At 44.1% G+C, this 24767-nt stretch carries 18 protein-coding genes and 1 riboswitch; of the genes, 8 read left to right on the forward strand and 10 right to left on the reverse strand.

Annotation, left to right across the window (positions count from 1 at the left end):
- Window positions 1–24 precede the first annotated feature (24 nt).
- Window positions 25–2784, forward strand: coding sequence for an alpha-mannosidase (locus tag MHI25_RS11555; RefSeq protein WP_340395433.1), 2760 nt, complete (start codon window positions 25–27; stop codon window positions 2782–2784).
- A gap of 70 nt (window positions 2785–2854) precedes the next feature.
- On the opposite strand, the gene MHI25_RS11560 is transcribed toward MHI25_RS11555, so the two are convergent.
- Window positions 2855–3292: a MarR family transcriptional regulator gene (locus MHI25_RS11560; RefSeq protein ID WP_076130010.1), complete on the reverse strand. Its 438-nt coding sequence runs from the start codon at window positions 3290–3292 to the stop codon at window positions 2855–2857.
- Window positions 3293–3549: 257 nt separating this feature from the next.
- Here MHI25_RS11560 and uvrA point away from each other — a divergent pair, with 257 nt between their 5' ends.
- Both uvrA and MHI25_RS11570 read left to right on the forward strand, forming a co-directional pair.
- Complete coding sequence (uvrA, locus tag MHI25_RS11565) at window positions 3550–6054, forward strand: excinuclease ABC subunit UvrA (protein ID WP_340395434.1); 2505 nt, start codon at window positions 3550–3552, stop codon at window positions 6052–6054.
- Between the two features lie 477 nt (window positions 6055–6531).
- Entirely contained in the window at window positions 6532–6885 is a 354-nt protein-coding gene (locus tag MHI25_RS11570; protein ID WP_340395435.1) for a hypothetical protein, read from the forward strand.
- Window positions 6886–7076: 191 nt separating this feature from the next.
- Here the strand turns inward: MHI25_RS11570 and MHI25_RS11575 are convergent, their stop codons facing one another.
- The 6 genes from MHI25_RS11575 to MHI25_RS11600 form a co-directional block, all read right to left on the reverse strand.
- Complete coding sequence (locus tag MHI25_RS11575) at window positions 7077–7646, reverse strand: YdeI/OmpD-associated family protein (protein WP_340395436.1); 570 nt, start codon at window positions 7644–7646, stop codon at window positions 7077–7079.
- 56 nt (window positions 7647–7702) lie between these two features.
- On the reverse strand, window positions 7703–8218 hold the full coding sequence (locus MHI25_RS11580; protein ID WP_076130596.1) for a DinB family protein: 516 nt from the start codon (window positions 8216–8218) through the stop codon (window positions 7703–7705).
- Between the two features lie 83 nt (window positions 8219–8301).
- A complete protein-coding gene (locus tag MHI25_RS11585; RefSeq protein ID WP_076219801.1) occupies window positions 8302–9213 on the reverse strand; it encodes a YafY family protein in 912 nt (303 codons plus the stop codon).
- Between the two features lie 142 nt (window positions 9214–9355).
- Window positions 9356–10525, reverse strand: a complete 1170-nt coding sequence (locus MHI25_RS11590) for a KamA family radical SAM protein (RefSeq protein WP_340395437.1) — start codon at window positions 10523–10525, stop codon at window positions 9356–9358.
- A 139-nt stretch (window positions 10526–10664) separates the two neighbouring features.
- Window positions 10665–10806: riboswitch (cyclic di-AMP (ydaO/yuaA leader) on the reverse strand.
- 48 nt (window positions 10807–10854) lie between these two features.
- A complete protein-coding gene (locus MHI25_RS11595; protein ID WP_340395438.1) occupies window positions 10855–12522 on the reverse strand; it encodes an AraC family transcriptional regulator in 1668 nt (555 codons plus the stop codon).
- Window positions 12523–12661: 139 nt separating this feature from the next.
- Complete coding sequence (locus tag MHI25_RS11600; RefSeq protein ID WP_340395439.1) at window positions 12662–13687, reverse strand: ABC transporter substrate-binding protein; 1026 nt, start codon at window positions 13685–13687, stop codon at window positions 12662–12664.
- A gap of 526 nt (window positions 13688–14213) precedes the next feature.
- On the opposite strand from MHI25_RS11600, the gene MHI25_RS11605 reads away from it, so the two are divergent.
- A complete protein-coding gene (locus MHI25_RS11605) occupies window positions 14214–14876 on the forward strand; it encodes an HAD family hydrolase (RefSeq protein ID WP_036689719.1) in 663 nt (220 codons plus the stop codon).
- Between the two features lie 57 nt (window positions 14877–14933).
- The gene (locus MHI25_RS11610; RefSeq protein ID WP_248547992.1) at window positions 14934–16139 is read left to right on the forward strand and encodes a mannitol-1-phosphate 5-dehydrogenase; all 1206 of its coding nucleotides are present in this window, start codon (window positions 14934–14936) and stop codon (window positions 16137–16139) included.
- A 91-nt stretch (window positions 16140–16230) separates the two neighbouring features.
- Here the strand turns inward: MHI25_RS11610 and MHI25_RS11615 are convergent, their stop codons facing one another.
- The gene (locus MHI25_RS11615) at window positions 16231–17691 is read right to left on the reverse strand and encodes an alpha-L-fucosidase (RefSeq protein WP_340395440.1); all 1461 of its coding nucleotides are present in this window, start codon (window positions 17689–17691) and stop codon (window positions 16231–16233) included.
- A 120-nt stretch (window positions 17692–17811) separates the two neighbouring features.
- Between MHI25_RS11615 and MHI25_RS11620 the strand changes: the two genes are divergently transcribed.
- Window positions 17812–18642, forward strand: a complete 831-nt coding sequence (locus MHI25_RS11620; protein ID WP_076187275.1) for an AraC family transcriptional regulator — start codon at window positions 17812–17814, stop codon at window positions 18640–18642.
- Between the two features lie 66 nt (window positions 18643–18708).
- Here the strand turns inward: MHI25_RS11620 and MHI25_RS11625 are convergent, their stop codons facing one another.
- Window positions 18709–21819 (reverse strand): glycoside hydrolase family 2 TIM barrel-domain containing protein, encoded by a 3111-nt coding sequence (locus tag MHI25_RS11625; RefSeq protein WP_340395441.1) that lies wholly within the window; start codon window positions 21817–21819, stop codon window positions 18709–18711.
- A gap of 120 nt (window positions 21820–21939) precedes the next feature.
- Here MHI25_RS11625 and MHI25_RS11630 point away from each other — a divergent pair, with 120 nt between their 5' ends.
- Together MHI25_RS11630 and MHI25_RS11635 are read left to right on the forward strand one after the other, a co-directional pair.
- On the forward strand, window positions 21940–22764 hold the full coding sequence (locus MHI25_RS11630) for an AraC family transcriptional regulator (protein WP_076143215.1): 825 nt from the start codon (window positions 21940–21942) through the stop codon (window positions 22762–22764).
- 167 nt (window positions 22765–22931) lie between these two features.
- Window positions 22932–23837: a hypothetical protein gene (locus tag MHI25_RS11635; RefSeq protein WP_076130585.1), complete on the forward strand. Its 906-nt coding sequence runs from the start codon at window positions 22932–22934 to the stop codon at window positions 23835–23837.
- Window positions 23838–23884: 47 nt separating this feature from the next.
- Here the strand turns inward: MHI25_RS11635 and MHI25_RS11640 are convergent, their stop codons facing one another.
- Window positions 23885–24754, reverse strand: a complete 870-nt coding sequence (locus MHI25_RS11640; RefSeq protein WP_076130584.1) for an AraC family transcriptional regulator — start codon at window positions 24752–24754, stop codon at window positions 23885–23887.
- Window positions 24755–24767 lie beyond the last annotated feature (13 nt).

A 24767-nucleotide genomic window follows, 5' to 3' on the forward strand; every position in this document is an offset into this window, starting at 1 on the left:
ATTGCATATAAGGAGGTCTTCACTTTGGAAAGCTCAAAACAATCTATTAGCCCTCAGACAGCCCATATCATTTCACATACACACTGGGACCGGGAATGGTATCTTCCCTATGAGAAGCATCATGTACGCTTAGTGAAACTGGTTGATGAATTACTGAACCGGTTGGATGAGGATAACGAATTTAAGAGTTTCTATCTGGATGGACAGACGATTATTCTGGAAGATTATCTTCAAGTTCGCCCTGAGAATCAAGATCGTCTACAAAAACATATTACGGAAGGTCGCCTTCTAATAGGACCTTGGTATATTTTGCAGGATGCGTTCCTTACTAGTGGGGAGGCCAATGTTCGTAATATGCAGATTGGTCATCAGGATTCGAAGCGTTACGGGGAACCCTCCAAAATCGGTTATTTTCCGGACACCTTTGGTCTAGTCGGCCAGACTCCACAATTAATGCTGCAATCCGGCATCGATAATGCCTTTTTTGGAAGAGGTGTGAAGCCCACTGGATTCAATAATACGGTGTCGGATGGAGGTTACGAATCTTCATTCTCGGAGCTGATTTGGGAAGGTCCTGATGGATCAAAAGTGCTCGGCATCCTATTTGCCAATTGGTATTCTAACGGAAACGAAGTGCCTGTAAATGAAGCAGAAGCCAAAGTGTTCTGGGAGAAAAAGCTGGCAGATGCGCGGAAGTTTGCCTCTACAGGTGAGCTGCTGTTCATGAATGGTTGCGATCATCAGCCGGCTCAACTGGATTTGCCAGAGGCTATCGAAACTGCGAAGCGGTTGTATCCAGATATGGAGTTCATTCATTCGAACTTTCCTGATTACCTTAAGGCCGTAGAGGGTGTAATGGATCGCAGCAATCTGTCGACTGTAAAGGGCGAACTGCGGAGCCAGCATACCGATGGATGGGGTACGTTAGTGAATACCGCGTCTGCTCGTGTCTATTTGAAACAGAGGAATCAGGAAGGGCAAATCTTGCTTGAAAAGTTGGCCGAGCCACTTGCTTCGTTCGCACATTTACTGGGGAAAGAGTACCCCCATCATCTGTTCACCTATGCATGGAAGACATTAATGCAGAATCATCCGCATGATAGTATTTGTGGATGCAGCGTGGATGAGGTACACCGTGAGATGGTCACCCGTTTTGACAAAAGCCGTCATGTGGCAGAGACCATTGTTGAGGATAGTAAACGAGTGATTGCAGAAGCTGTGGATACGTCCGGGTTTACAGCATATGGTGAAGACGTGCTTCCACTAGTAGCGATGAATATGACGGGTTGGAGTCGCACGGGTACTGTGAGCGTAGAACTTGATGTGGCGCGTCTATATTTGCGAGAAGGGTTCTCTCTGGAAGAAACGGCTAGCCGTATGACTGGAATTGACTTGCACGGTCGTGTGTTAGTAGACGATCAAGGGAATAACATTGCCTGCCAGTTGGAGGACTTGGGTCTTCAGTTTGGTTATGATTTGCCAGATGATAAGTTCCGTCAGCCGTATATGTACCGCCGGGTAAGACTTACCTTTGAAGCCGTAGAAGTTCCTGCGCTAGGTCTTCGATCATATGCTTGGGTTCGCCGAGCAGATGCAAAACTGGCAATAGCCGCTGAATCTTTGCTATATGGAGATCGGGTGCTGGAAAATGACGTTATCAAGGTAGTCATTAATGATGATGGTTCGTTTATGCTAAGTGACAAAACTAGTGGAGTGACCTATCAAGATCTTGGTGTATATGAAAACACCGGGGATATCGGCAATGAATATATGTACAAACAGCCAGAGGCTGAACAAGCTTTGACGACTAAAGGACTGAAGGCTAACATTTGTGTACTGGAAAATACATCGTTTCGCGCCGCTATAGAAATTAACCATAACTGGGAGATTCCAGCCTCGGCAGATGATAAGCTGGATGAGGAGCAGCGTGCACTGGTTTATTATCCGGAGCGCAAAGCTCAGCGCAGTAGTGACACAGTCATTCTGAAACTTCGTACTGTAATCTCCTTGGAGCGGGGGGGAAAGGGATTGCATATCGAAACGACAATAGATAACCAGGCCAAAGATCACCGGATTCGTATACTGTTTCCAACAGATTTGAACGCTGCCACGCATCGTGTAGATTCGATGTTCGAGGTTGCTGAGCGGAATATTGAACCAGCCACAGAATGGAAGAATCCGAGTAACACGCAACATCAGCAAGCCTTTGTTGATGTTAGTGATGGGAAAGCGGGTCTAACCGTCGCTAATTTTGGATTAAATGAATATGAAGTGCTGCGAGATGGGCGTAACACTATTGCGATTACGCTGCTACGTTCTGTTGGCGAACTTGGTGACTGGGGGCTATTCCCAACTCCAGAAGCGCAGTGTCTGGGAGAGCACGTTGTTCGTATGGAGCTAATCCCGCACACAGGTGAGGGTATAACTTCTGGTGCTTATGCTGAAGCTTACCAATTCCAGGTTCCGTGGATTGTATGTCAGACAGATGTACATGCAGGCGTGGTTGCGCCGGTGTATACTCCATTTGATTGGGAGAGTAGGGAACTCGCATTTTCTTCACTGAAAATGAACGAGCAGACTGGAGATATACTGCTGCGTTGGTACAACATGAGTCAGCAGAACACCAACCTGGCCTTCCATTCGTCTATTCCACAGCAGTATTTCTATAAAACGACGATTCTAGAAGAGGAGAGCCACCCAGTCACTAGTGATGAGAAAGAGAAAGGTAGCTTTGACTTACAGATCGGTCCATGCGAAATTGTAACGATTGGTATTAGAAAATAAATGGAAAAGGACGGTATCCAGAGAGTCGTATGACTTTTGGATATCGTCCTTTTTTGTATAAATACGTATCTTAGGAAGAAGATTTGCCGCGCGCAGTGGATCCAAGCTGATCAATCTGCTCTTCCAGAACCGCACTTGCTTGGCCTAAAAACTGCGAAATAAGGGCGAGCTCTTCATCCGTATAAGAAGCTGCGAGCTTAACCATGGCGGTATGGAGCGGTTGGTACGTATTAATGACATCATCTTTATTCTCATATAATGGCACAATAATCACTTTACGGCGGTCATTCGGGTCATTTTGTCTGCGGACATAGCCATTTTTTTCGAGCCGGTCTATTAATGCCGTAACACTGCCTGTGGTCAGACCGGTTAATTTAGACAGTTCTCCAGCAGTGATCGGACCTTTCTCCCGTAGAATATCTATAGATAAGAAATCATTATTGTATAACCCAAGTGAGGCGGCTACATTTTGTTGGTACAATACCGTTCGGTTTCCCAAACTGCGCATAAGCAAGGTGAATTGTTCCTGCTCTGGTGTAGGTTGTTCGTGACTTGACAAAAGATAACGCTCCTTTTAAAATAATTATATCTTGATAGTCAAGATATTAGATTATAAAGTTATTTGAAAATTTTGTGATTTATCAAATACATTCTATCGAAATTAGAAATGTTTTGCAAAATAATTGCAATCCAACAACTTTGGGCAACCATATGGATAGAAGATATAACTACGAACCAGTGGGTTGAATTGAGAGGGGAATAGATGTGAAAGAGACTATTGTTATTAAAGGGGCAAGAGAGAATAATCTGAAAAATGTCTCGCTCACGATTCCTAAGTATAAGCTAGTTGTCCTGACAGGACCTTCGGGATCAGGGAAATCGACGTTAGCTATGGATACACTTCAGCGGGAATGCCAAAGACAGTATTTGGATTCCATGGGCATGACGTCAGATACGATCAGCAAACCAAAGGTGGAGTCTATTATTGGACTGTCTCCGTCCATTAGTGTTGGACAACATGTCACCAATCGTAATCCCCGTTCGACAGTTGGGACAGTCACCGACATCTATACGTTTGTCCGGTTTATCTTTTCCAGATTAGGCGAGCGGGTTTGCCCTTCTTGTAGTGGCAGCATCCCACCTTCTTTTGAAGCGAGGGGATTGCTGATCGAGGAAGACGAGGAAATGCATGGTCAAACGATGGGTTGTCCGCATTGCGGAGCTGAGCTTGAGAAGCTGGGCATGTCACACTTTTCTTTTAATAAGCCGGAGGGAGCTTGTGAAGCCTGCGGTGGTGTTGGATCTGTGGCAACTATAAATGAAGCGGCAGTGTTTAATCCAGAGCTTAGTATGCGTGAGGGTGGGGTGGCCTCGCTGAATGGTGTTCATCGTGATATACAGATGCGTATATTAGTGGCCGCTGGCAAGCATTTTGGTTTTGAGTTTGACCCAGATCAGCCCTTAAAAAATTACGGCGAAATTCAGCGCGACTTGTTATATTACGGAGTGGAAAGTGAGGCGTTTAAGCGCCATTTTCCCAATGTTAAGCCGATTCAAGGCACCAAATTTGAAGGCGTCATTCCTGGTTTGTGGCGGCGATACAAGGAGAAGGAAGGAGAAGCTGGTACACAGGAAAAAGACGGCGGATTTTTTCATGAGCAGCAATGCCCAGAATGTCTTGGCACTCGCCTAAAAAAAGAAGTTCGTCTCGTTCGGGTAGCTGGCGCATCGATTACGGAGGTATCGGATTGGCCATTAAGCGATGTTTACGAGTGGACGAAAGGCTTGGAGGCGGCTTTGCCCGCCGAGGGACTTTATCTGCTTGAACCCATCCTTCACGAAATGCCTACCCGACTAAAACGGATTATCGATGTTGGTCTTGGTTATCTTTCCATGAACCGTCAGACGGTCTCCCTCTCTGGTGGAGAGGCACAACGGCTGCGCCTTGCCTCATTGCTGGGGTCAGGTCTGACTGGAGTGTTATACATTCTAGATGAACCGACGACCGGGCTTCATCCGCGGGATACTGTTGGCCTCATTCGAGTGCTTCAGGAGCTGCGCGATTTGGGTAATACGGTGCTCGTTATCGAGCATGATATCGAGATGATGCGCGCTGCCGATCATATTATTGATATGGGTCCGGGTGCTGGTCTGGACGGAGGGCAAGTTGTTGGCGAGGGCAGCATTGAGGATTTGATGGCAAGCGAGACTTCTGTTACGGGAGCCTATCTTAGAGAAGAGCGTAATAAGACTGCTGCATACGTTCGCCGGAAAGGTGACGGAAAACAAATCACCATCCGACAGGCACAGTACCGGAATATTGATATCCCGGAGGTTTCATTTCCTCTAGATTGTCTAGTTTCTGTAACTGGGGTTTCGGGTTCAGGCAAGTCGACACTAGTCTTTGATATTCTTGCGCAAGGCAGTGCGAAAGAACATGAGCAAATAGGCTGTGCGGAGATTGCGGGCTTAGATCAGGTTGGAAATATAGTGATCTTTGACCAATCGCCCATGGGTAGAATGTTGCGTTCTAATGTAGCGACATATACAGATGTATTCACACATCTGCGCCAGCTGTTTGCTGCATTGCCGGAGGCGAAAAAAAGAAAACTGACCTCCAAGCATTTTTCCTTTAACACACCGGGTGGACGCTGCGAAACCTGTCAGGGTCTTGGGGTGCTGACTGTAGACATGAATTTCTTACCCGATCTGGAGGTTAAATGCCACGCATGCAAGGGGAGAAGATTTACGGATGAGGTTCTCCAGGTGAAATATGATGGATATTCCATCTCGGATCTGCTGGACATGTCCGTACAGGAAAGCTTGCCGATTCTTAAGTCGGAAGCCAAAATGGCGGGGATTATCGAGACATTGTGTGAGGTGGGTCTCGGTTACCTTAAATGGGGACAATCTGTCAAAACCTTATCCGGTGGTGAAGGGCAACGGATTAGACTGGCTAAAGAGCTGAGCAAACCTTCCAAAAACCATACGCTCTATCTGCTTGACGAACCAACAACAGGCCTTCATCCGTCAGACATCAAGCAGCTCCATACCTTATTGAGCAAATTGGTTGATACGGGAAATACTGTCGTAGTTGTGGAGCACAGCTTAGAGCTGATTCGGGAGTCCGACTGGGTGATTGATATTGGCCCTGAAGGTGGCGTTGTGGGCGGTAAGCTTGTAGCTGAAGGTACACCGGAGCAGGTTGCTGAAGTACAGGAATCCTACACAGGGATGTTCCTGAAACGGATTCTGGCTGAAGGGCTGTAACTTAATAAAAGAGGTGCCCAAAGCCATGAAAATGGCTGGGGCACCTCTCTTTTTTTGAACTTAAACCAAACCTCTGCTCTCAACTCTAAACTTTGCCTGAACGTCTGAACCAATCTCATTCGCGCGTACTTAGCACTTTGGGTATAACAGATGAATTATACTTACGTAGAACTGTAGGATTAACAGATGATCATGAGTCGATGGTATTTGATCCGCAAATGATTAGGATACGGTAGCAACAGACAGCGAAAGACTATGCTTCGGCGTATCGGACTCAGCAGACCAGCGAATGATCATTCTTCGGCGTGTCGGACTCAGGAGTCCAGCGAATGATCATTCTTCGGCGTATCGGACTCAGCAAACCTTATAAGCAGGAAAATCCGCCATTTGGAGTATTATCGGACCGCATAGCTCCTATTGGCGAAAAAAAACGCCTTATAAGAGCCAGTTTCTAAGGAATAGCTGCACTGGAGTCCGATGAGTTGCAGAAAAGGCGATAAATTAGTAAATAGCGTCATTGGAGTCCGAAAGCCTCAGCAGGAGATCATGGTAGCAGTAGCAGTAGCAGTAGCAGTAGCAGTAGCAGTAGCAGTAGCAGTAGCAGTAGCAGTAGCAGTAGCAGTAGCAGCAGTAGGAGTAGGAGTAGTAGTAGTAGTAGTAGTAGTAGTAGTAGTAGTAGTAGTAGTAGTAGTAGTAGTAGTAGTAGTAGTAGTAGTAGTAGTAGTAGTAGTAGCGGTAGACCCAGCGAAAGACTATGCTTCGGCGGTATCGGACTCAGGAGTCCAGCGAATGACTATGCTTCAGCGGTATCGGACTCAGCAGACCTTATAAGCAGGAAAATCCGCCATTTGGAGTATTATCGGACCGCATAGCTCCTAATGGCGGAAAAATCACCGTATAAGAGCCTGTTTCTAAGGAATAGCTGCGCTGGAGTCCGATGGATTGCTGAAAAAGCGAAAAATTAGTAAATAGCGTCATTGGAGTCCGAAAGCCTCAGCAGGAGATCATGCATCTAGCGCAGCTTAATAATCTAGCAGACGTCCATTATCATGCCATTGCCCGTACATTTTATTTTCTTTAGTGTTTGTTATGAATTTGTCTAATTTACTCTTAAATAAATCTGGTTGATTTTTATTGCTTTGGATCGTGTCGATCCGAACTCTTTTATAAAGGGCTGGAAAGACCGTGAAATTCTCATATACTTGCTTGTCCTCTTGGAGCCGTTGCTCTATAATCTTATCTACTATAAAAGAATCAGGGTTCATATCAGGAAGTACCCATTTTCCTTCAGCACTCATTAACCCCAGCTTTTCGAGGCGGCGGACACGCTCTTTATTCAATTCAGTCCAAGAGCTTCTTTTGCTTCGGGGAGAGAGTCTTTGCGCCAGCTCCGTTTCCGAAATTTTCTTTTTCACTCCATCGATCCATCCAAAACACAAACATTCCTCAACTACGTCCAAATATAGCAACGTTTCTGGGTTTGGCGTCATACTAACGAGTACCCAACAAGATTTTTCAGTCTTAGAATTCTCCTGCAGCCAAACTCTTAAATCTTCTCTCGTTTTTACTGTAATTAGATTTTTAATCTCCATAATTAAAATACAATTTCCTTTCTAGGTATGGAGTGGAGCGTCTTGCCCATCCGAGATTAAATTGCTTTTGCAGGAACCTGATACCAAAAAAGAGCATAGTCATTCATGGTGGAAGCATGGCCTAACTGCCGTAACATAGTAGATACATTGCCTCTATGATAAGTCCCGTGATTGGCGACTTGCAACACAATTTCTGATAGGCGTGTTTGGCGGATTCCGGCGAATGGATTGTCAAGCAGAATGGTTTGCTCCAAATCGGATTGGTTGTGTAACCATGCTTTGTATTGTTCTGATAGCTGGGCAAAGATATTTACGTATTCATCCACAGAATCTAGAATGCTCAAATTTAGCGGGATACTTTGTTGAAAAGCCTCTGGCATGGCAGTGCCTGTTAATACAAGATACCACATCGTATCAACCGCATAGATATGGCTAAGGGCATGAGCGATGGTGGGAAATGAGCTGTTCACTTCTTGACTTAGCACAGAAGGCGGGAGTTCCTTGATTCTCCCCAGGATAGTTTGGTTTGCCCATGTGTGGTATTTAAACATTTCTACTGGATAATTTGTCATTCGTACATTCTCCTTTTGAATGGTCATGGATTTGTTTTTTGTTACTGTAGTTAATATAAAAGAAGAAGTATGACATCAGACTGTCATACTTCTTCATAAAGTTTGAGTGTGTTTTGAAGCTGCTCTTTTAAAATACCTCGCAATGCAGGGGGTTCGAGGACTTCGGCACCGCTGCCAAAACTCAGCAGAATGGACCAAAGCCAACGTGCTTCCAATGGCTTATACACAGGAATTCGCATCGTCATGCTTTTATCGGAATGAAATTCCTTGTCGACTTGATGAAACTGATCCAAAGCTTCTGCCAAAGCCTCAGGGCCTACCCGGATCACTATTTCCTCCACCTGATCTGCCCTGTTTGAACAGCCGGCCTCTTTGGGTACCTCATGTTGCGAATGAAAGGTATCCTGCGTCAGGAACAAATTCAGCATCCGGGAAAGTCGGAACTCCCGATAGTCCTGCCGAGCCCGGCAATAACCATAGATGTACCAGTTGCTATATTTAAAATGAAGCTTTACTGGTTCCATTTCACGGGTTGTACGTTCATTTTTTACACTGATGTAATCAAAACGGACAACATTTCGTTCCGATATAGCCGCACGTAAAAGAGGAAGTGCGTCAGGATCCGTACGCCGGGTTTCAAGATCCACCGCGAGACTAGAGGTCTGTGGCTCCGTTCCAATCGTTTGCAGCCGTTCAATGGTTCCTTGCGTATGCTCATCTTCAAACACGGAAGAAAGACTGTTCAGTACAGTAATCAGAGAAGTGACATCATACGAACGGAGCAGGCTTTTATCCATTTTATATCCGTCCATAATGCCATATCCACCTTTAGTTCCCTGATACGATACGACCGGGATGCCAGCGGCACAAATCACATCGATATCTCTATAGATTGTTCGCTGGGAAACCTGAAACTCTTCAGCCAGCTTGGAGGCAGATAAAACTTCGTGGTTCAATAGCTTGTAGATCATAGAAATCAATCGTTCCAATTTCATGTGTGCATTCCCACCCATTAGTCCATTTCGTGTTACAGCGTGATTATATCATAGATTTTTTCGGGCTAATTTTGGGCGGGAGGAGTTTTGTTGTTGGTGATGAAGAAATATCCTATGACAGAGTCTGACAGAGCTGATTAATCTATTTACAGATTAAATCCGCAGGCTCGCCTGATAAATCATTAACAGAAATAATAGCATCGTTTTTTTTCACAGGTGGGGTCCAATATTGCACATTCCCAGGCAGGTCATCGAACCATTCGGCGTCCTTTGGACAATCTAGAATCATAAATTTTCCGTATTCCTGATCTCTGGATTGATGGTATTTGAGATAGGCTTTTCCGTTATCAATGGCGAGAATTTCTATTTTTCCTGAGGTGTGGCTCATGGATAAGCGTACTCTTTTGCCAAGTCCTGAGGTTCTGGCTTTGGCTTCTTCTACAATTTGATAGACTTGCTCGAGCGGTAATACGAAATCTCGGTTTCCGGCTACGGGCCGGTTCACAAAGAAGTAGTAGGGTGTAACGCCAGCCCATGAAAGCCGGTCCAGTAGTTCCCCTAAAATAACGGGATCATCGTTGATGCCTTTGAGGATGGGGGTCTGATTTACGACAATTGCCCCTGCGTTGTGGAGAGCTTTAAATGCTTTTTTGGCTTCAGGTGTGATTTCACGAGGATGATTGATGTGCGCCATAACATAGATTCGTTTGTCTTCGGTAGAGTAAGTACGAATCAGCTCCAGCAGCTCTTCGTCTTCAGAGATCCGCATCGGATTAAATACGGGAATTTTGGAACCCAGTCTAATGATCTTAACATGCTCAATGCTTCTTAGATTTTCAATAATGGATCTTAGCTTCGGTGTGGAGAGAATTAAACTGTCCCCGCCCGTAAGAAGTACGTTGTTAATCTCCGGATTATTTGCGATATACTCCAAACCCGGAGAGACATCAGCCATCGCCTCTTTCACGTCATTTCGGAACAGACGCTTACGGAAACAGTAGCGGCAATAAGCCCCGCAGACCTCGGATACAATCAGTAGTGCAGTGGTTCTATACTTGTGCTGACAACCAGGTACCACATAATTCGTGTCCTCATCGGAGGCGTCCCAGCGCCCATACTCCAGCAGTTCACCTTCGTTAGGAATAACCAGCTTACGGATGGGATCATCTGGATCATCCCAGTTAATTAAAGACAGATAGTAGTCATTTACACGAAAAACAAATTTGTCCGTAATTTCTTTCAGATTCTCTTTTTCCAGCTCAGACAACATAGCTATTTTGTTAATATCCGTGAAGTACTTTACCTTTTGCACGTACATCTCTCCTTTGTCTCGTAGTGTGAGAAATGAGGGAGCCTTAGTGTCAAAGGCCAATCTACTGCCAGCAGGGTCCAAAAAAGCACAAAAAGAGACCCTTAGCAAGGGTCTCTGGTTATGTAAATAACATGAAAAGCAGACCCATCCACTGCTGACGAGGTTAGCTGACGGACTCGGGTAAGATGGTACCCTACATTCTAATGCTCAATGATTCGCCCCAATTAACTGGTTCCCCCGCTTTTCAACTGTAAAAGTTGGAAATTAAGCGTAGATAAAGTATACCCTATCAAGTTTTGAAAAGTCAAAAGAGATTCCTAGATTCACCTTCAATTACTAGCGGTACTTCCACCGAGTAGTTTAGGCAACAGCGTTAGCAGCTTCTCCCGGGTTAACGCATCACTAGAGTTCCATTTGCTTCCGTCGAGCAGATAAACATGTCCCTGACGTACTGCCGGGAGATTGTTCCAAAGTGAACTGTCTAGTAATCGTTCCATCGCAGCTCGCGAGTCTTTGCGTTCCGGAATGAGCATGAAGATATGATCTCCGGCGTAGGCAGGCAGTCGCGTTGGATCAACTTCGGCGAACCCTAACTCTTCGTCCAATATGGCCTGGATCTCTTCGGTCGGTTGTAAACCACATGGGGCATAAAGCGCAGTGGAGAATCCGGACATTCCCATAGCATACAGATGATCTCCATGATCATAGACCAAAGCAGAGGCGGTTTCTCCAACTTGGAGGGTTGTCGTGTAAAGCTGCTGCCACATGGCAGCGTTTTTGATTGTGAATGACTCCAGCCATGCTTCGGCTTCGCGCTGTTTACCTAGCCAACTGCCTAATGTCCGCATTCGGTTGTCGAGAGATGCAAATGAATCAAAGGTGAGTGTCGGAGCGATACCAGAAACTGCTCTGTAGGCTCTTTCATCACTATTTGCCAAAATGATCAAATCTGGGTTTAGGGAAGCGGTCAACTGCGGGTCCAGTGGAAACCCGACGTTGGCGAGCTTCTTAAGCCGATGTTTATAGACGCTGTTCCGGGCGAACGCTTCATCTCCACCGATAGGCTTTACGCCTAACGCGAGAAGGTCGCCAAGTGTTTCGCCATGATAGACAATACGTTTCGCTCGCTCTGGAATCTCCACCTCATGACCCGTCCAATCCTTGACGGTAAGCTTACGACCTTTCTGATGTGCATATTGTCCGGGTGTAACTCCGGTTTTTTGCCGAAAGCGGCGGCTGAAATAGTATTCGTCCGAGAAGCCGACCAGTCTGGCGATTTCCCGCAGTGGTTCAGTCGATTCCTGCAGGAATCGTTTGGAATGATTAATGCGCAGATCCGTCAGGTATTCAAGCGGCTTTTTACCCGTAAGCTGCTGAAAGATCGGTGTATATTGCCAGATTGATATTCCCGCCAGTTCAGCTAACTGCTTCACGGTGATACTCTCTGTATAATGCTCCTGAATGAATGTTATGGTCTTTTCTACGGATTCCGTAGGACTTGGCAGGTGTTTGGAAGGGTAATTATGCTCAAAAAGTAGCAGCAGCAATTCTTGGAATTTTAATTGTCGCTTGAATTGTTGTACATCATCGGTGTTATTCCTGTTCATGAGCAGGTCTTCGACTAGTCGGATTACCTTGGTGAACGGGTGCACAATTAACTCCCGTCTGCCGGAAAGCAGCTCTCCAGAATATCGTTTAGGATGCTTGGTTGTATAAATTGCTGTAAAGGTGATGAGGTAATAATACAACGTCAGCTCCTGGTTGTTCGTACTATAGGAGATTCCAGGAGATAGTAGATAACATTTATCCGTACTTAGTATCACGCTTTGATCATCGAGGTTCAATTGTCCGTTCCCTCCAGTAAATATGAGAAGGGTATAGTCCTGGGTTGTACGCGTTATAGAGCTTGAATCGGCAGCTTGAATCATCAGTTCGGCCTCGTTTAGCTGAAATAGCAGAGAGTGGAGTGGGGGGCAGGACGATGATGTATGCAGCATGGGTTCAGCCTCCGTTCATTTGGTGAGAATGATTATCAATGAATTCATTGTATATAAAAAAAAGAAGCATATCAACAGCTGTTGACATGCTTCTTGCAGTTTTTTATCAGCCTTGTGTTAAACTCTTCATCACAGAAGGTTATTTCATATTTAATAGCTGTGGAATTTCCCCAAGCAGCCATTCTCTTGTTGTCGCATCACTTGAAGTCTTCATGATGTCTTGTGTATAGACATATCCGTTCTTGACGGCAGGAAGGCTCTTCCAGATAGGGCTCTTTAATAGATCCTCTGTGGATTGTTTTGCTTCTTCTGCCACTGGAGTCAAGAGGAATATCCGGTCTCCGGCATATTCTTTCAGGACTTCCATGGATACTTCCTGGAACCCTTTACCTTCATCAAGGATCTTCTGAATAGCTGGAGTTGCCTTGAAGCCATTCTCCCCATAGAGTACCTGTGAAAGTCCGGTTGCTGCCATAATAAACAGTCTGTCTCCTGGATAATAAGTGAAGACCGCAGCCGTTTCGCCCTCTTTCATGCCTGCGGATTTCAATTGCTTCCACATGTTCTCTTCAGCGGTTTTATACTGCGCAAGCCATGCTTCTGCTTCAGTCGTTTTCCCAACAATTCCACCAATGTCCAGCATACGTTCCTGGAGTGGGGCAAAGGTATCAAATATTATAGTGGGTGCAATTTTGGAGAGCTGTTCGAAATCAGCTTCATCTGTGCCCGCATAGATGATCAGGTCAGGCTGAAGTTCCAATGTTTTTTCCAGATTGATAGGGAAGCCTACATCCTCCACACCTTGTAATTGATCTTCAAAAACCTGGCCTTCGCCCATAGAAAGAGGATAACCTACCGCCTGCACACCAAGTTCGAGCAAATCGCCATAAGTTTCTCCAGAATAGATAATTCGCTGCGGATTCACCGGAATCTCTACAGTATGCCCTATGTAATCTGTATAGGAACGAGTAGTCGCTGCTGCTTCATCTGTACTGCTATCTGAGGGTTCTGCTGAAGGTACTGCGGTTGCAGCGGAAGAGTTCCCGGTTGCGTTTGCCGTACTATTGGCAGAGGATTGTTCCTTTGAGTTTCCGCACGCTAGTAGCAATGTACTCAGCAAAAATAGTACACATACCACAGCGAAGGACTGTCGTACCTTGTTCATATCTTATTGCCTCCCTATTATATGTAACGACCACCAATAATGATAATCATTCTCGATTAAAATATATCATAAATTAAAGCCTCTTTTTACTCAATGGACAAAAAATAACCCCGTAATTTGATTTGTACAATCAAGTAAAAAGGATGTGTTTAAAATTATTTTGAATTATTTTTAGCTGCTTGGAAAAATACTCTAAATAACAGCAATCGAGAGAAAGAGAGGGAGCTTGTCTTCATAATAAACTTGGCAAAGGAATCCCTTGAAGCACATAGGATTGTGGTGTTTTTTTGAATCTGATTACTGTTATGTATTAAGAAGTTCAGGTGATGAAAAAATCCAGGTTTGTCCACATTGATTGTAATCGTTATCATTACGTGGCATGTTATCTACCGTGCTTGACGTCAGTAGAAGGGCTTTGTTATGGTTTTTATAGTCAAACGCAAGCCGAAATAGCTTTTTGTAGAATATGCAGAAGGTTTTGCGTAAGATATTCTAACCAAACATAATACGAGGGAGATGGTTGATTGTGATCAAAGGAATTATTTTTGATTTTGACGGAACGATTATCGACACGGAGACTGCTTGGTACACCGCATTTAACGAGGCTTATGCAGAATATGGAGTGGATCTGACGCTTGAACAATATTCCACCTGCATCGGCACGAGCTTGAACAGTTTTAATCCTTATGAATATTTAATGACTGATCTTAAGCTAGCGATTGACAAAGAAGAGTTCAGTAAGGCTGTTAAACAGAGACACAGCAAACTTATGGAGCTTGAAACAATACGACCAGGCATTCAGCATTATCTTGATTCCGCCAAAGCAGCTGGACTGCGCATAGGGCTGGCCTCAAGTTCTTCACTGGAATGGGTGGAAAAATATCTGAATCAATTGGGTATTCGCGAGTATTTCGAATGTGTTCGGACTGCCGACCATGTGGCAAAAGTGAAACCAGATCCGGAGCTATATAACCAAACGTTAGCTTGTCTTGGAATCACAGCTGATGAGGCGGTTGCTATCGAGGATTCACCGAATGGATCTAAGGCAGCGGCAGCAGCTGGCATCCGTTGCATTGTGACGCCTAACGAAATTACTAATTTTCTTGAATTCGATAAGCAGCACCATAAAATTGATAATCTAAGTCTTCTTGAATTTGATCATGTAGTTACTCAACGTTGCTTCGTATAGAGAAACCGAGTATAGAGAAACCGAGAAACTAAGTTCAAATTAAAGGGGGATACCAAATTGAGAGCCGTACATTTTGGAGCAGGCAATATTGGTAGAGGTTTTATTGGGCCTATGTTGTCGGACTCCGGTTACAATGTTTGTTTCGTCGGAAGAAATAAGAGTAAAATTGCCCAATTGCAAAAACGTGGGCAATATCCTGTCACCCTAGCTAACAAGAACAGGGACAGCTTTATCGTTGATAATGTTACTGCAATCAATCTGAATGATACTGAGGACGTTACTAGAGCTATAGCAGAAGCTGAAATTGTGACAACTGCCGTCGGAATATCCGCTTTAAAAGATATTGCTGAGACCATTGCGCAGGGCATCGAACGAAGGCTTGAAAATAGCAGAAATCTCAACCCTCTTCATATCATTGCCTGTGAGAATGGGATTGGAAGCAGTCAGAAGTTGAAAAAATCAGTTTATCGGCATATGAAGCAATCCTTCAAGGAACTTGCTGACCGCAATGTCGCTTTTCCCAATGCGATGGTGGACCGGATTGTACCTATGCAGAAAAATACAGATTCACTTGAAATCCTCGTTGAACCCTTCAGTGAGTGGGTTATTCCCCGCAGTGGAATGATTGGTAATTACAATGAAATTAAAGGCGTCCATTATGTGGATTCGCTGGCGCCATACCTCGAACGGAAGCTATATACTGTGAATACAGGTCATTGCAGTGCAGCCTATTTTGGATACCTGGAAGGTTATACTAGCATTCAAGAAGCGATGTCTGATCCCGAAATCAGAGTTCGTGTTCACGGGGTGCTTAAGGAAACAGGGGCCTTATTGGTGCATTTATATGGCTTCAAGCCCATAGAACATGACCGGTATATAGAAAAGATGATGGAACGATTCACTAACCCCAACTTTAACGATAAAATTACACGTGTCGCCCGCTCCCCGCTTCGCAAGCTTTCACCTAATGATCGACTCGTAAAACCGGCAATGCTTGCTCATGAACTTGGTTTTGAGACCTCACATTTAGTCTCAGCTATTGCCTCTGCACTTTATTTTGATCATGAAAAAGATCCAGAAGCCTTACAGCTTCAAGCGGACATCCGAAACCACGGGCTAAGTGAAGTCATTGCTGCACAACTAAAAATCCCCAGGGAGCATCCGCTTCATGGTCGTATTATTTTGGAGTCCAACAAATTACGCGCGAGATATCCTCATAGGACTAGAATGAAGACAATAAACGTCAGGGTACCCTACTTTTAATATAAATCGATGGTTATAAAACTATAAAAGAGTGTTCTCTGCTGGATGGGCAAGAACACTCTTTTTATAGGTTACGAAGGTCTGTAAGTCTCTAATCCAATTCAATCCGCAGAACAACCGGAGTCTCACTGCGAACCGAGGTCGTTTTTATAACCAAGGCTTCATCGGTTCTTTCCCATGCAGGTTGTTCCTCAAAACCTAAGATTTTGATCTGTTTAATCATCCCATGGAAGTGAGCAGAGTTTTCTTTAAGGGATTTGATTTGCACTATACCGTTGTTTGGATAGACAAGAACAGTAGCGTAAAGATAACTGCCTTTTACCGTAAAGCGGATATCTTCATTAGTGAAAATTTTCGTGATCCCATCTGTAAACTGACCTTCAACGATCTCTGTAGGGCCTTCCCCGAAGGTGCGCCAGTAGGTCGTATCATAGATTGCTTCACCATTCACCTTTAGCCATTCTCCGATGCCAAGCAGAATCTCCTGATCCTGAGCTGGAATGCTGCCGTCCGCTTTAGGGCCTATATTCAGCAGCAAGTTGCCGTTTTTGCTTACGATATCTACTAAATCTCTGATAATTTCTACGGCAGATTTATAATCATTTTCCGGTGTATAACACCATGAATTTTTAGCTACTGCTGTATCCGTTTGCCAGAAATAAGGTTTAAGCTCGGAGAAATGACCTCTCTCAATATCTGGGATCGCTGAGCCAAACATGAAGGCATCATGCTTATAATTGATTGCAACCGGAGTTCCCCATTCCTCTCCCTTATTGTAATAGTAAGCGGCGAACTTTTTGAGATAGGGTTTGAAGGCAGCTGTATGAATCCACCAGTCAAAGTAAAAGATTTTCGGCTGATAATTGTCTACCAGCTCGCAGCAGCGAATCAACCAATCCTCCAGAAATTCTTGATTAGGTGGGGAGCCGAATAAATCGTGATGATCGGGTTCGGGCATAGATGGCCAATAGAAATCTCCACATACAAGCGGTTCATGGATATCGGAATCAAATTCCTTGCCATGAGACAGGAAGAACCAGTGCTCAGCTCTATGGGAAGATACACAAAACTCTAATCCCTGCTGCTCAAAAGCGTCTTTCATTTCCCCGACTAAATCCCGCTTAGGACCCATCTCATATGTGTTATAGTGAGAGTAAGCGCTCTTATACATTTGAAAGCCGTCATGGTGCTCTGCAACAGGCATCACGTATTTGGCACCAGATAATTTGAAGAGATTGGCCCATTCCTCAGCATTGAAATGCTCAGCCTTGAACAAGGGGATGAAGTCTTTATAACCAAAGGTTTTATGCTCGCCATAGGTAGCAAGATGATGTTCATATTCCCGCGAACCCTGGATATACATATTTCGGGGATACCACTCATTGGCGAAAGCCGGAATAGAATAAAGGCCCCAATGAATGAAAATACCAAACTTAGCGTTCTCATACCACGTAGGCACTTGAAATTCACTTAGTGAATCCCAATCGGCTTTGAATCTTCCAGTTGCGATCGTATCTTCGATTACTTTTAAATATTTGCTTTTATCCACCATTTTGCAATCATCCTTTCAAACGTTTATTTCTACTTCATTGTAGTGATTGGAGGTGGAAATCAAAATGTAGGACATTAACTTTTAGATGTACAAAACTAACCTGATAAGGCGGAGTAAGGGATGGATAACCATGTTTTGCTTACAAATTATTTATCCAATTTAAAGGTTGATTTATTTATGGCTGATTACAATCTTTGTGGCCGTGACTGGAGAGATCTTGACTACACACCTGACTATAGTAAATTTTATTTTATTTGCGATGGGGAGGGTTGGTTAAAGATTGGCGATCGAGAATATTATCCGAAGCCTGGTCAGCTTTTTTTGATGCCTGAGGGAGTTAAGCAATCTTATTCTTGCATAAGTGATCAACCCTTTGAGAAGTATTGGTGCCATTTCAGCGCAAAAGTCGGAGACATTAATCTATTCAAAATGTTAGAGTTAAGTCATGTATGCAGAGAAGTAGATCCTCATGTAATCCAAAAGATTTTCAGCAGCCTAACGAGTCATATGAAATCTGATGCGGTGTATGCTCATTTATTAGCCAAAAGTAAGTTAATGGAGTTATTTTCTTATTTTATTATGAACATAGATGTAGACGAAATCACTTTTAAGAATCTAAGCTCGATCGAAAAATTAACGAAAATATTAACGTACATAGACGCCCATATCGAGCGTAATATCACCATACACGAGCTTGCCGAGATTGCGTACATGCATCCCAACTATTTTATCCGGCTATTTAAACAGCAAATCGGAGTTCCACCCATACAGTATATCACCCGAAAAAAGATAACTAAGGCCAAGGAGCTATTGAGGGGGACGCAAAGTTCTGTCGGTGAGATTGCCCATGATCTTGGTTTTAGTGATCTTTATTATTTCTCCAAACAGTTCAAGAAAAATGTGGGTTTAAGCCCTTCGGAATTCAGACAAGGAACAGTAGCAGTGAAATAAATAAAAGAAGACCGTCCTGTGTGGTAGAAACCAACCAGAGACGGCCTTTTTTATAAGTGGAAGAGATTAGAGCAGTGAGACAGTGAAACGGAAGATGTACGGGCGATTAGCCGGCAGAGTGAACTCTTCGTGGGTTGGTGCGCCCCAGCTGTCGTCCCCGCCAACACCCATTTGCTTGTAGTTAACTCTTAGTACGCTTTTGTTCGAGACTGGCAATTTATAGACGTGGTCATGGGCTTCCAGTTCCTCAGGCTTCCAAGGCAGGGCATTAATTTCGATAGGCGTTGCACTTTCAAAATAGAACCCTGATCCATCGTTGCTCTCTGTAATTGAAGCGAATCTGACATCAGTCTTATTGCCGCACTCTTGAGGTTTGAGATAAGGTGTGAATTGATCACTGACCTTACCAGTGTAACGTCCAAGTGGGGCTCCGGTTTGTCTATCCCAATAATTCTCATGAGGTCCGCGGCCGTACCATGACAGGGTATCAAGACTTCCATCTAGAACGAACATCATTCCGAACTCAGGGATTTCTGGCAGAACGCTGCTGCCCGGACTCAATTCTTGCGTGATCTCTAAAGTCCCGTCAGCACGAATTACATACCGGACCCGAAGCGTGGAATCCGGACTTGTAGCCAGAAGGTAGCTGGCAGAGACGAAACAGAGAGAGCCTTCGGTTCTAAATGTAAAGCTGATTAAGTGTTGTTTATGCGATGCCTGCTTCCATACTGCACACCGCTGTGGCAATTTATTACCACAATCATTATCAGTGACTGCTCTCCAGAAGTTAGCTCTTACAGGTTCAAGCAGACGTTCTTTGCCTGAGGAACGATAAGAGTTCAGAGCACCCGTAGTGGTACTAAAGCTCAGTTCGAAATTATCACCTTGTACATTCAAAACATTCTCAAGCTCGCTGACACGCAGTGGTTCTGCGATTGTCTTTGAGGTATTGGTTACAAAACGGGGTGACAGAATGAACTGTTCCCAAGCGATTTCGTGATTGGCTTCTGCCCATATAGTTGCTGAAGGCTGAATAAAGGAAAGATTCAGAACTGCTTCATGATTGCCACGCAGTGAATCCAGCTCGTAAGGAACTTTGCATGAAATGTTCTCACCTGGTGCACATGAGATCTTCAGCAAGCCTTCTTGTGCAGTTACTCCGTCTAAACGAACTTCCCATTTGAGATCGTATTCCTTTAAGTTGGTAAATAAGAAGGAATTGCGAATCTGGAAGAGTCCTTCTAGGATATTTTCAGCCGTTACTTTAATATTTTGATAACATTTTTTGACCTCAAAGAGCTTAGGAGTAACCGTACGATCAGCAAAAAGCAATCCGTTGCCACTAAAGTTGCCATCATGAGGCGATTCACCAAAGTCCCCGCCATAAGCGAGATATTCAATTCCCTCGGAGGTGTGGGTCCGAATGGCTTGATCTACCCAATCCCAAATGAATGCACCTTGAACAATATCATATTTGTCGAACAACTCACAGTATAAGTGCAGCCCACCGCATGAATTGCCCATGGCATGACTGTATTCGCAGAGGATATAAGGCTTTTTCGGATTATTAAGCGCATATTTTTCAACATCCTGCGGTTTAATGTACATAGTAGATTCTATGTCACTTGCTGCTTCCGATTCTCTACAGTGGAAGATTCCCTCATAATGAACCGGCCGCGAAGGATCGATTTCTCTCAGGTAGTCGTGCATAGCGATAAAATTGTCGCCTCCGAAAGATTCATTGCCGAGAGACCAAATGATGACTGAAGGGTGGTTTTTATCCCTTTGCATCATGGAGTTGCAGCGGTCAATGACATTGGCCCGCCATTCCGGTTTGCTTCCAGGGACATTCCCGTCATTCAACCCTTCTTGGCTGTATGCCCAGGTGCCGTGAGTTTCCAGATTAGTTTCGTCAATCACATATAATCCGTATTCATCACATAACTCGTACCAGACAGACTGATTCGGGTAATGGGAGGTTCGAACAGCATTAATATTATGTGTTTTCATTAATTGGATGTCGCGCAGCATATCTTCTTTGGCTAAAGCACGACCTGTGTCGCAAGAGAATTCGTGGCGATTGACACCTTTGAGTACGATTCTTTTGCCATTGATCTTCATAAGTCCGTCTTTAATCTCGAACTTGCGGAATCCAACCTTACAGCTGACCGTTTCTTGTGTATGCCCGTTGCTGTCATTTATAGACAGGACTAAGGTATAAAGATAAGGGGTTTCAGCACTCCATTTAAAAGGCTGCTCAACCGGGGCAGAAAGCTTGAGTTGTTGAACGCCTTCTTGCTCAAAGGAACCCGTAGCGGAGATAGGAGTCTCCCAAACAGGCTGGCCCTCTTTATTGTAAAGCTGCATTTGCAGTGTATATGGGCTTTGCTCGTTAAAATAATTTTCCACCTTGATATCTACATTTAAATCCGCATGTACGAAGTTTTCATCCAGATCTGTGTGGACGAAATAATCAGCAATATGAACGGAAGGAGCAGAATAAAGATAGACTTCCCGAAAAATACCGCTCAGGCGCCAGAAATCCTGATCCTCTAGCCAGCTGGCATCACACCAACGATAAACCTCGACAGCTAGTTTGTTGTCCCCTGCCACTAAATATGGGGTGATATCGAATTCTGATGGAGTAAATGTATCTTCACAGTACCCGACAAGTTCACCGTTTACCCAGACGTAGAAAGCGGATTCAACACCCTGAAAGCTTAGGTATACCGGTTGACCGTTCCAAGACTCAGGTACAGTAAAGGTTCGTAGATAAGAGCCTACTGGATTATATTTTGTTGGGGCAAAGGGGGCTTTAAGCTCTGGCTCGGATTCCGCCCAAGGATACCGGAGATTTGTATATTGTGGGTAGTCGTAACCTTGGAACTGCCAGTGGGACGGTACAGGAATTGTATCCCAAGTACTGCAATCAAAATCGGTTTTATAGAAATCCACAATTCGTTGATCCGGTGTTTCGGAAAAAGCGAATTTCCAAAGCCCATTGAGGGTTTGGTAGAAAGGTGAGGTTTCTTTATCGTTAGTTAGCGCTTGGGATAAGCTACGGTAAGGGATCATGGAGGCATGTGCATCCAATCGATTCAATTCAAAAGTCTCTGGGTTGTTATTCCATTCCGGATAACCGTTAGCAGGTGGCTGGTAGACAAACTTTGCTCGCATGAGTTGATCTCCTTTATAATCATTGTAATGTTATTATATTCATATTATAAGTTGAAGTAATGTTAGGATAAATAAAAGAATTTTAGTCCCAGATAACAAAATATGAAACGAGGACTTTTTATGGAGAGCAAAATTATTTTTTGCCAAACAGAAGATGTAATCATGCTGCCGCTTTATGCTACAACCCTTGGATTTTGGGAGCATCAGCCAGAAACTATACGTCCTGCAGGCTTTCCAGACTATCAAATACATCAGATTCACGAAGGTAAGGGAGAGCTTATCATTCATGAGAACCGATATCTCGTGGGTCCAGGTGATGTGTTCTTTTTGTTCCCGGATATTCCTCATTCGTATGCCCCTATCAGTGGGAAGGAATGGAAGGTATCATGGGTCTCGTTCAATGGCAGAGAGGTTGGTCAAATGCTGCTCTATGCGGGCATCCGCGAGTCTGGTCCTGCTAGATTAAAAGAAGATCAATGGCTCAATCCTCTAAAGCAAATCCTTATGCTGCCAGATAGCAATGAGCTGGAGACTAATTTGGCACGATCTAAACATCTTTATGCATTGCTTCTGGATTTAAAAAGAAAGCTAGTATCGCCTCTGAATGAGGCACATGAATTGGAGCGAATTAAGCCGGTGCTGCGTTATATTGAGAGCAATCTGCATAGGACGCTTCCTTTAAAGGAGCTGGCGGAGATTATTTCTGTATCGCCACAGTATTTATGCAGGCTTTTTCAAAAAACAATTCATGATCGACCTGTAACCTATATCAATAAGCAACGTATCAATTTGAGTAAACAGCTTATGTTTAATGGACGCGATAAAAAAATGTATGAAATTGCCCAGCTAGTGGGTTTTGATAATGCTAGTTACTTTTGTTTGGTGTTTAAAAGATTGACAGGGATGAGTCCTGAGCAATTTAAGCAGCTGCATGGTTTGGATTAGATAAACGCTTACTTGTTACCGTCTAGCACAACATGATATAGTTTACTTGAGTTCCTGCGATGTTTTTTTTGCGGCTTAGCCCATACTTTTACTGCCACAAGAATTCAATACATAGAACCAAATTAACGATCTGAAATGACGAAAAGCATCAGGAAGGAGACATCATTTTGAATGAGAAGCTAAAGCAAGCCTATGAGCGTTTGAACTTGCCTGAAGACGTTACCCGGGAGGAATTGAACAAAAGGTTAGATATGCATTTGAAACGCCGTCGATCGAATTCGACTGAAGATGAGGTTGCAGCTTATGAAGAGGAATTCCGCGCTTACAAAACCATCCTAGATGGCTTGGATCAGAAGGAGATTCAGGAAGCAGAGGACAAGCGGCTGGAGAAGTGGGGAGCCATGTCCGGCGTAGCACGTAAATCGGAGAATTTCTTTCGACTCTACAAAACGCACACTATTATTTCTATTATCGTGCTGCTGGTAGTTATCTTTGGAGGGAAAGCGCTCTATGATCAATGGCAGGAAAGAAAATATGAAGCTACGCTCCCACCGGTAGATGTTCGAATCATGTTCCTAGGCAACTATGAATCTCAGGACTCGTCAGGTAAGAATGAAGAGCTAAAACAAGAAATTATCAAACGTTACCCGGCTTGGAAGAGAGTGGAGGCAGAAATCGTTTATCTACCCTCAACAGGTGGGACGGACGGTGGAGCCTTGGATATGAGCTATATGCAGCGGGCTATGGCGATGCTGGCAGCCGATCATCCGGATATCCTGATTATGGATGATGCTACTTTTGAATGGATTGGCCAGCAGTCGGGACTGCAAAATCTGGAGTCGTTTATTAAATCCGCAGGACTTCCTCTTGATGATAACCGTTTGAAACGTATGACTAACCCGGAGAGTGGTCAAGAGCTGATTACTGGCATAGATATCACAGATACGGATTTTGCTACAGAACTCCCTATCCATTCAAATCAGATGATCGTCGGAACGTTAGGACAAGATGACAGTAAGACTAAATCAACTGATTTTGTTGAGTTTTTACTTAAACAGATCACTAATCAATAAATTAATAGGGCCGATGTTGTATGGATGTTCATACGACATCGGCTTTTTTATGATCTGTAGAGCTTGCGGTACGCGATGGGTGTCTGGCCGACTATTTTTTTGAATACAGCGTTAAAGGAGTCGATGTCACGGTAACCAACTAGCTCGGCAATCATATTAATTTTATGTCCAGAAGTACGCAGCAATTCACAGCTTTTATGCATTCGCAGATTCTTCAAGTAGGTCCCAAAGGACTGGCCAGTATGCTTGTGGAACATGCGCTGAAGATGCCTGCTGCTCCACTGTGAAATACGGGCTAATTCGGCAAGTGTAATCTTTTCCGACAGATTATGCTCTAGGTATTGAATGACTTGCGTGAAGTCTGCCATATCCATCGTAGATTTGTCATCTTCTCCGTATTTTTGCCTGTACACTGCTATGATTAATTGACTTAAGAGGGTGTAAAGCATTGTTTTGGAGCCCATACCGGATACCGACATTTCATGATATAAATTCAGCATTAAGCGCTCAATAGAGCCATCTCGATCTGAGACGGAAAAGTAAGATGAGCTGCTACTCCCAAGAGTGGCTAGGTGCTCCCGGATAGATGGCTCTTGAAGGACGATATTTAATTGCTCCACCATTTGCATATCAAAAAGGCAGTTATAGACGATCAGGCGATTCCCTAAAGTATCAGAAGATGCTGGACGGAACACATGGGGGGCACCTACAGGAATCACGAACAGCATTCCTTTTCTAACGGGAAAGATCTCATTTTCAAGGTGATGAAAACCTCTTCCTTCAGCTACATAGCAATACTCAATAAATTCATGAGCATGAAAAGGGGCATGGAAGTTCTCTGAATAGCGGTTAACGAGCAGATGCAGATCGTTTTGAAAAAAAATTTCATTTTTGAACAACTCGGTGGTTCGTTGCATATTGAATTCCCCC

Source organism: Paenibacillus sp. FSL E2-0177 (assembly GCF_037992975.1).
In the GTDB taxonomy this organism is placed as follows: domain Bacteria; phylum Bacillota; class Bacilli; order Paenibacillales; family Paenibacillaceae; genus Paenibacillus_AQ; species Paenibacillus_AQ odorifer.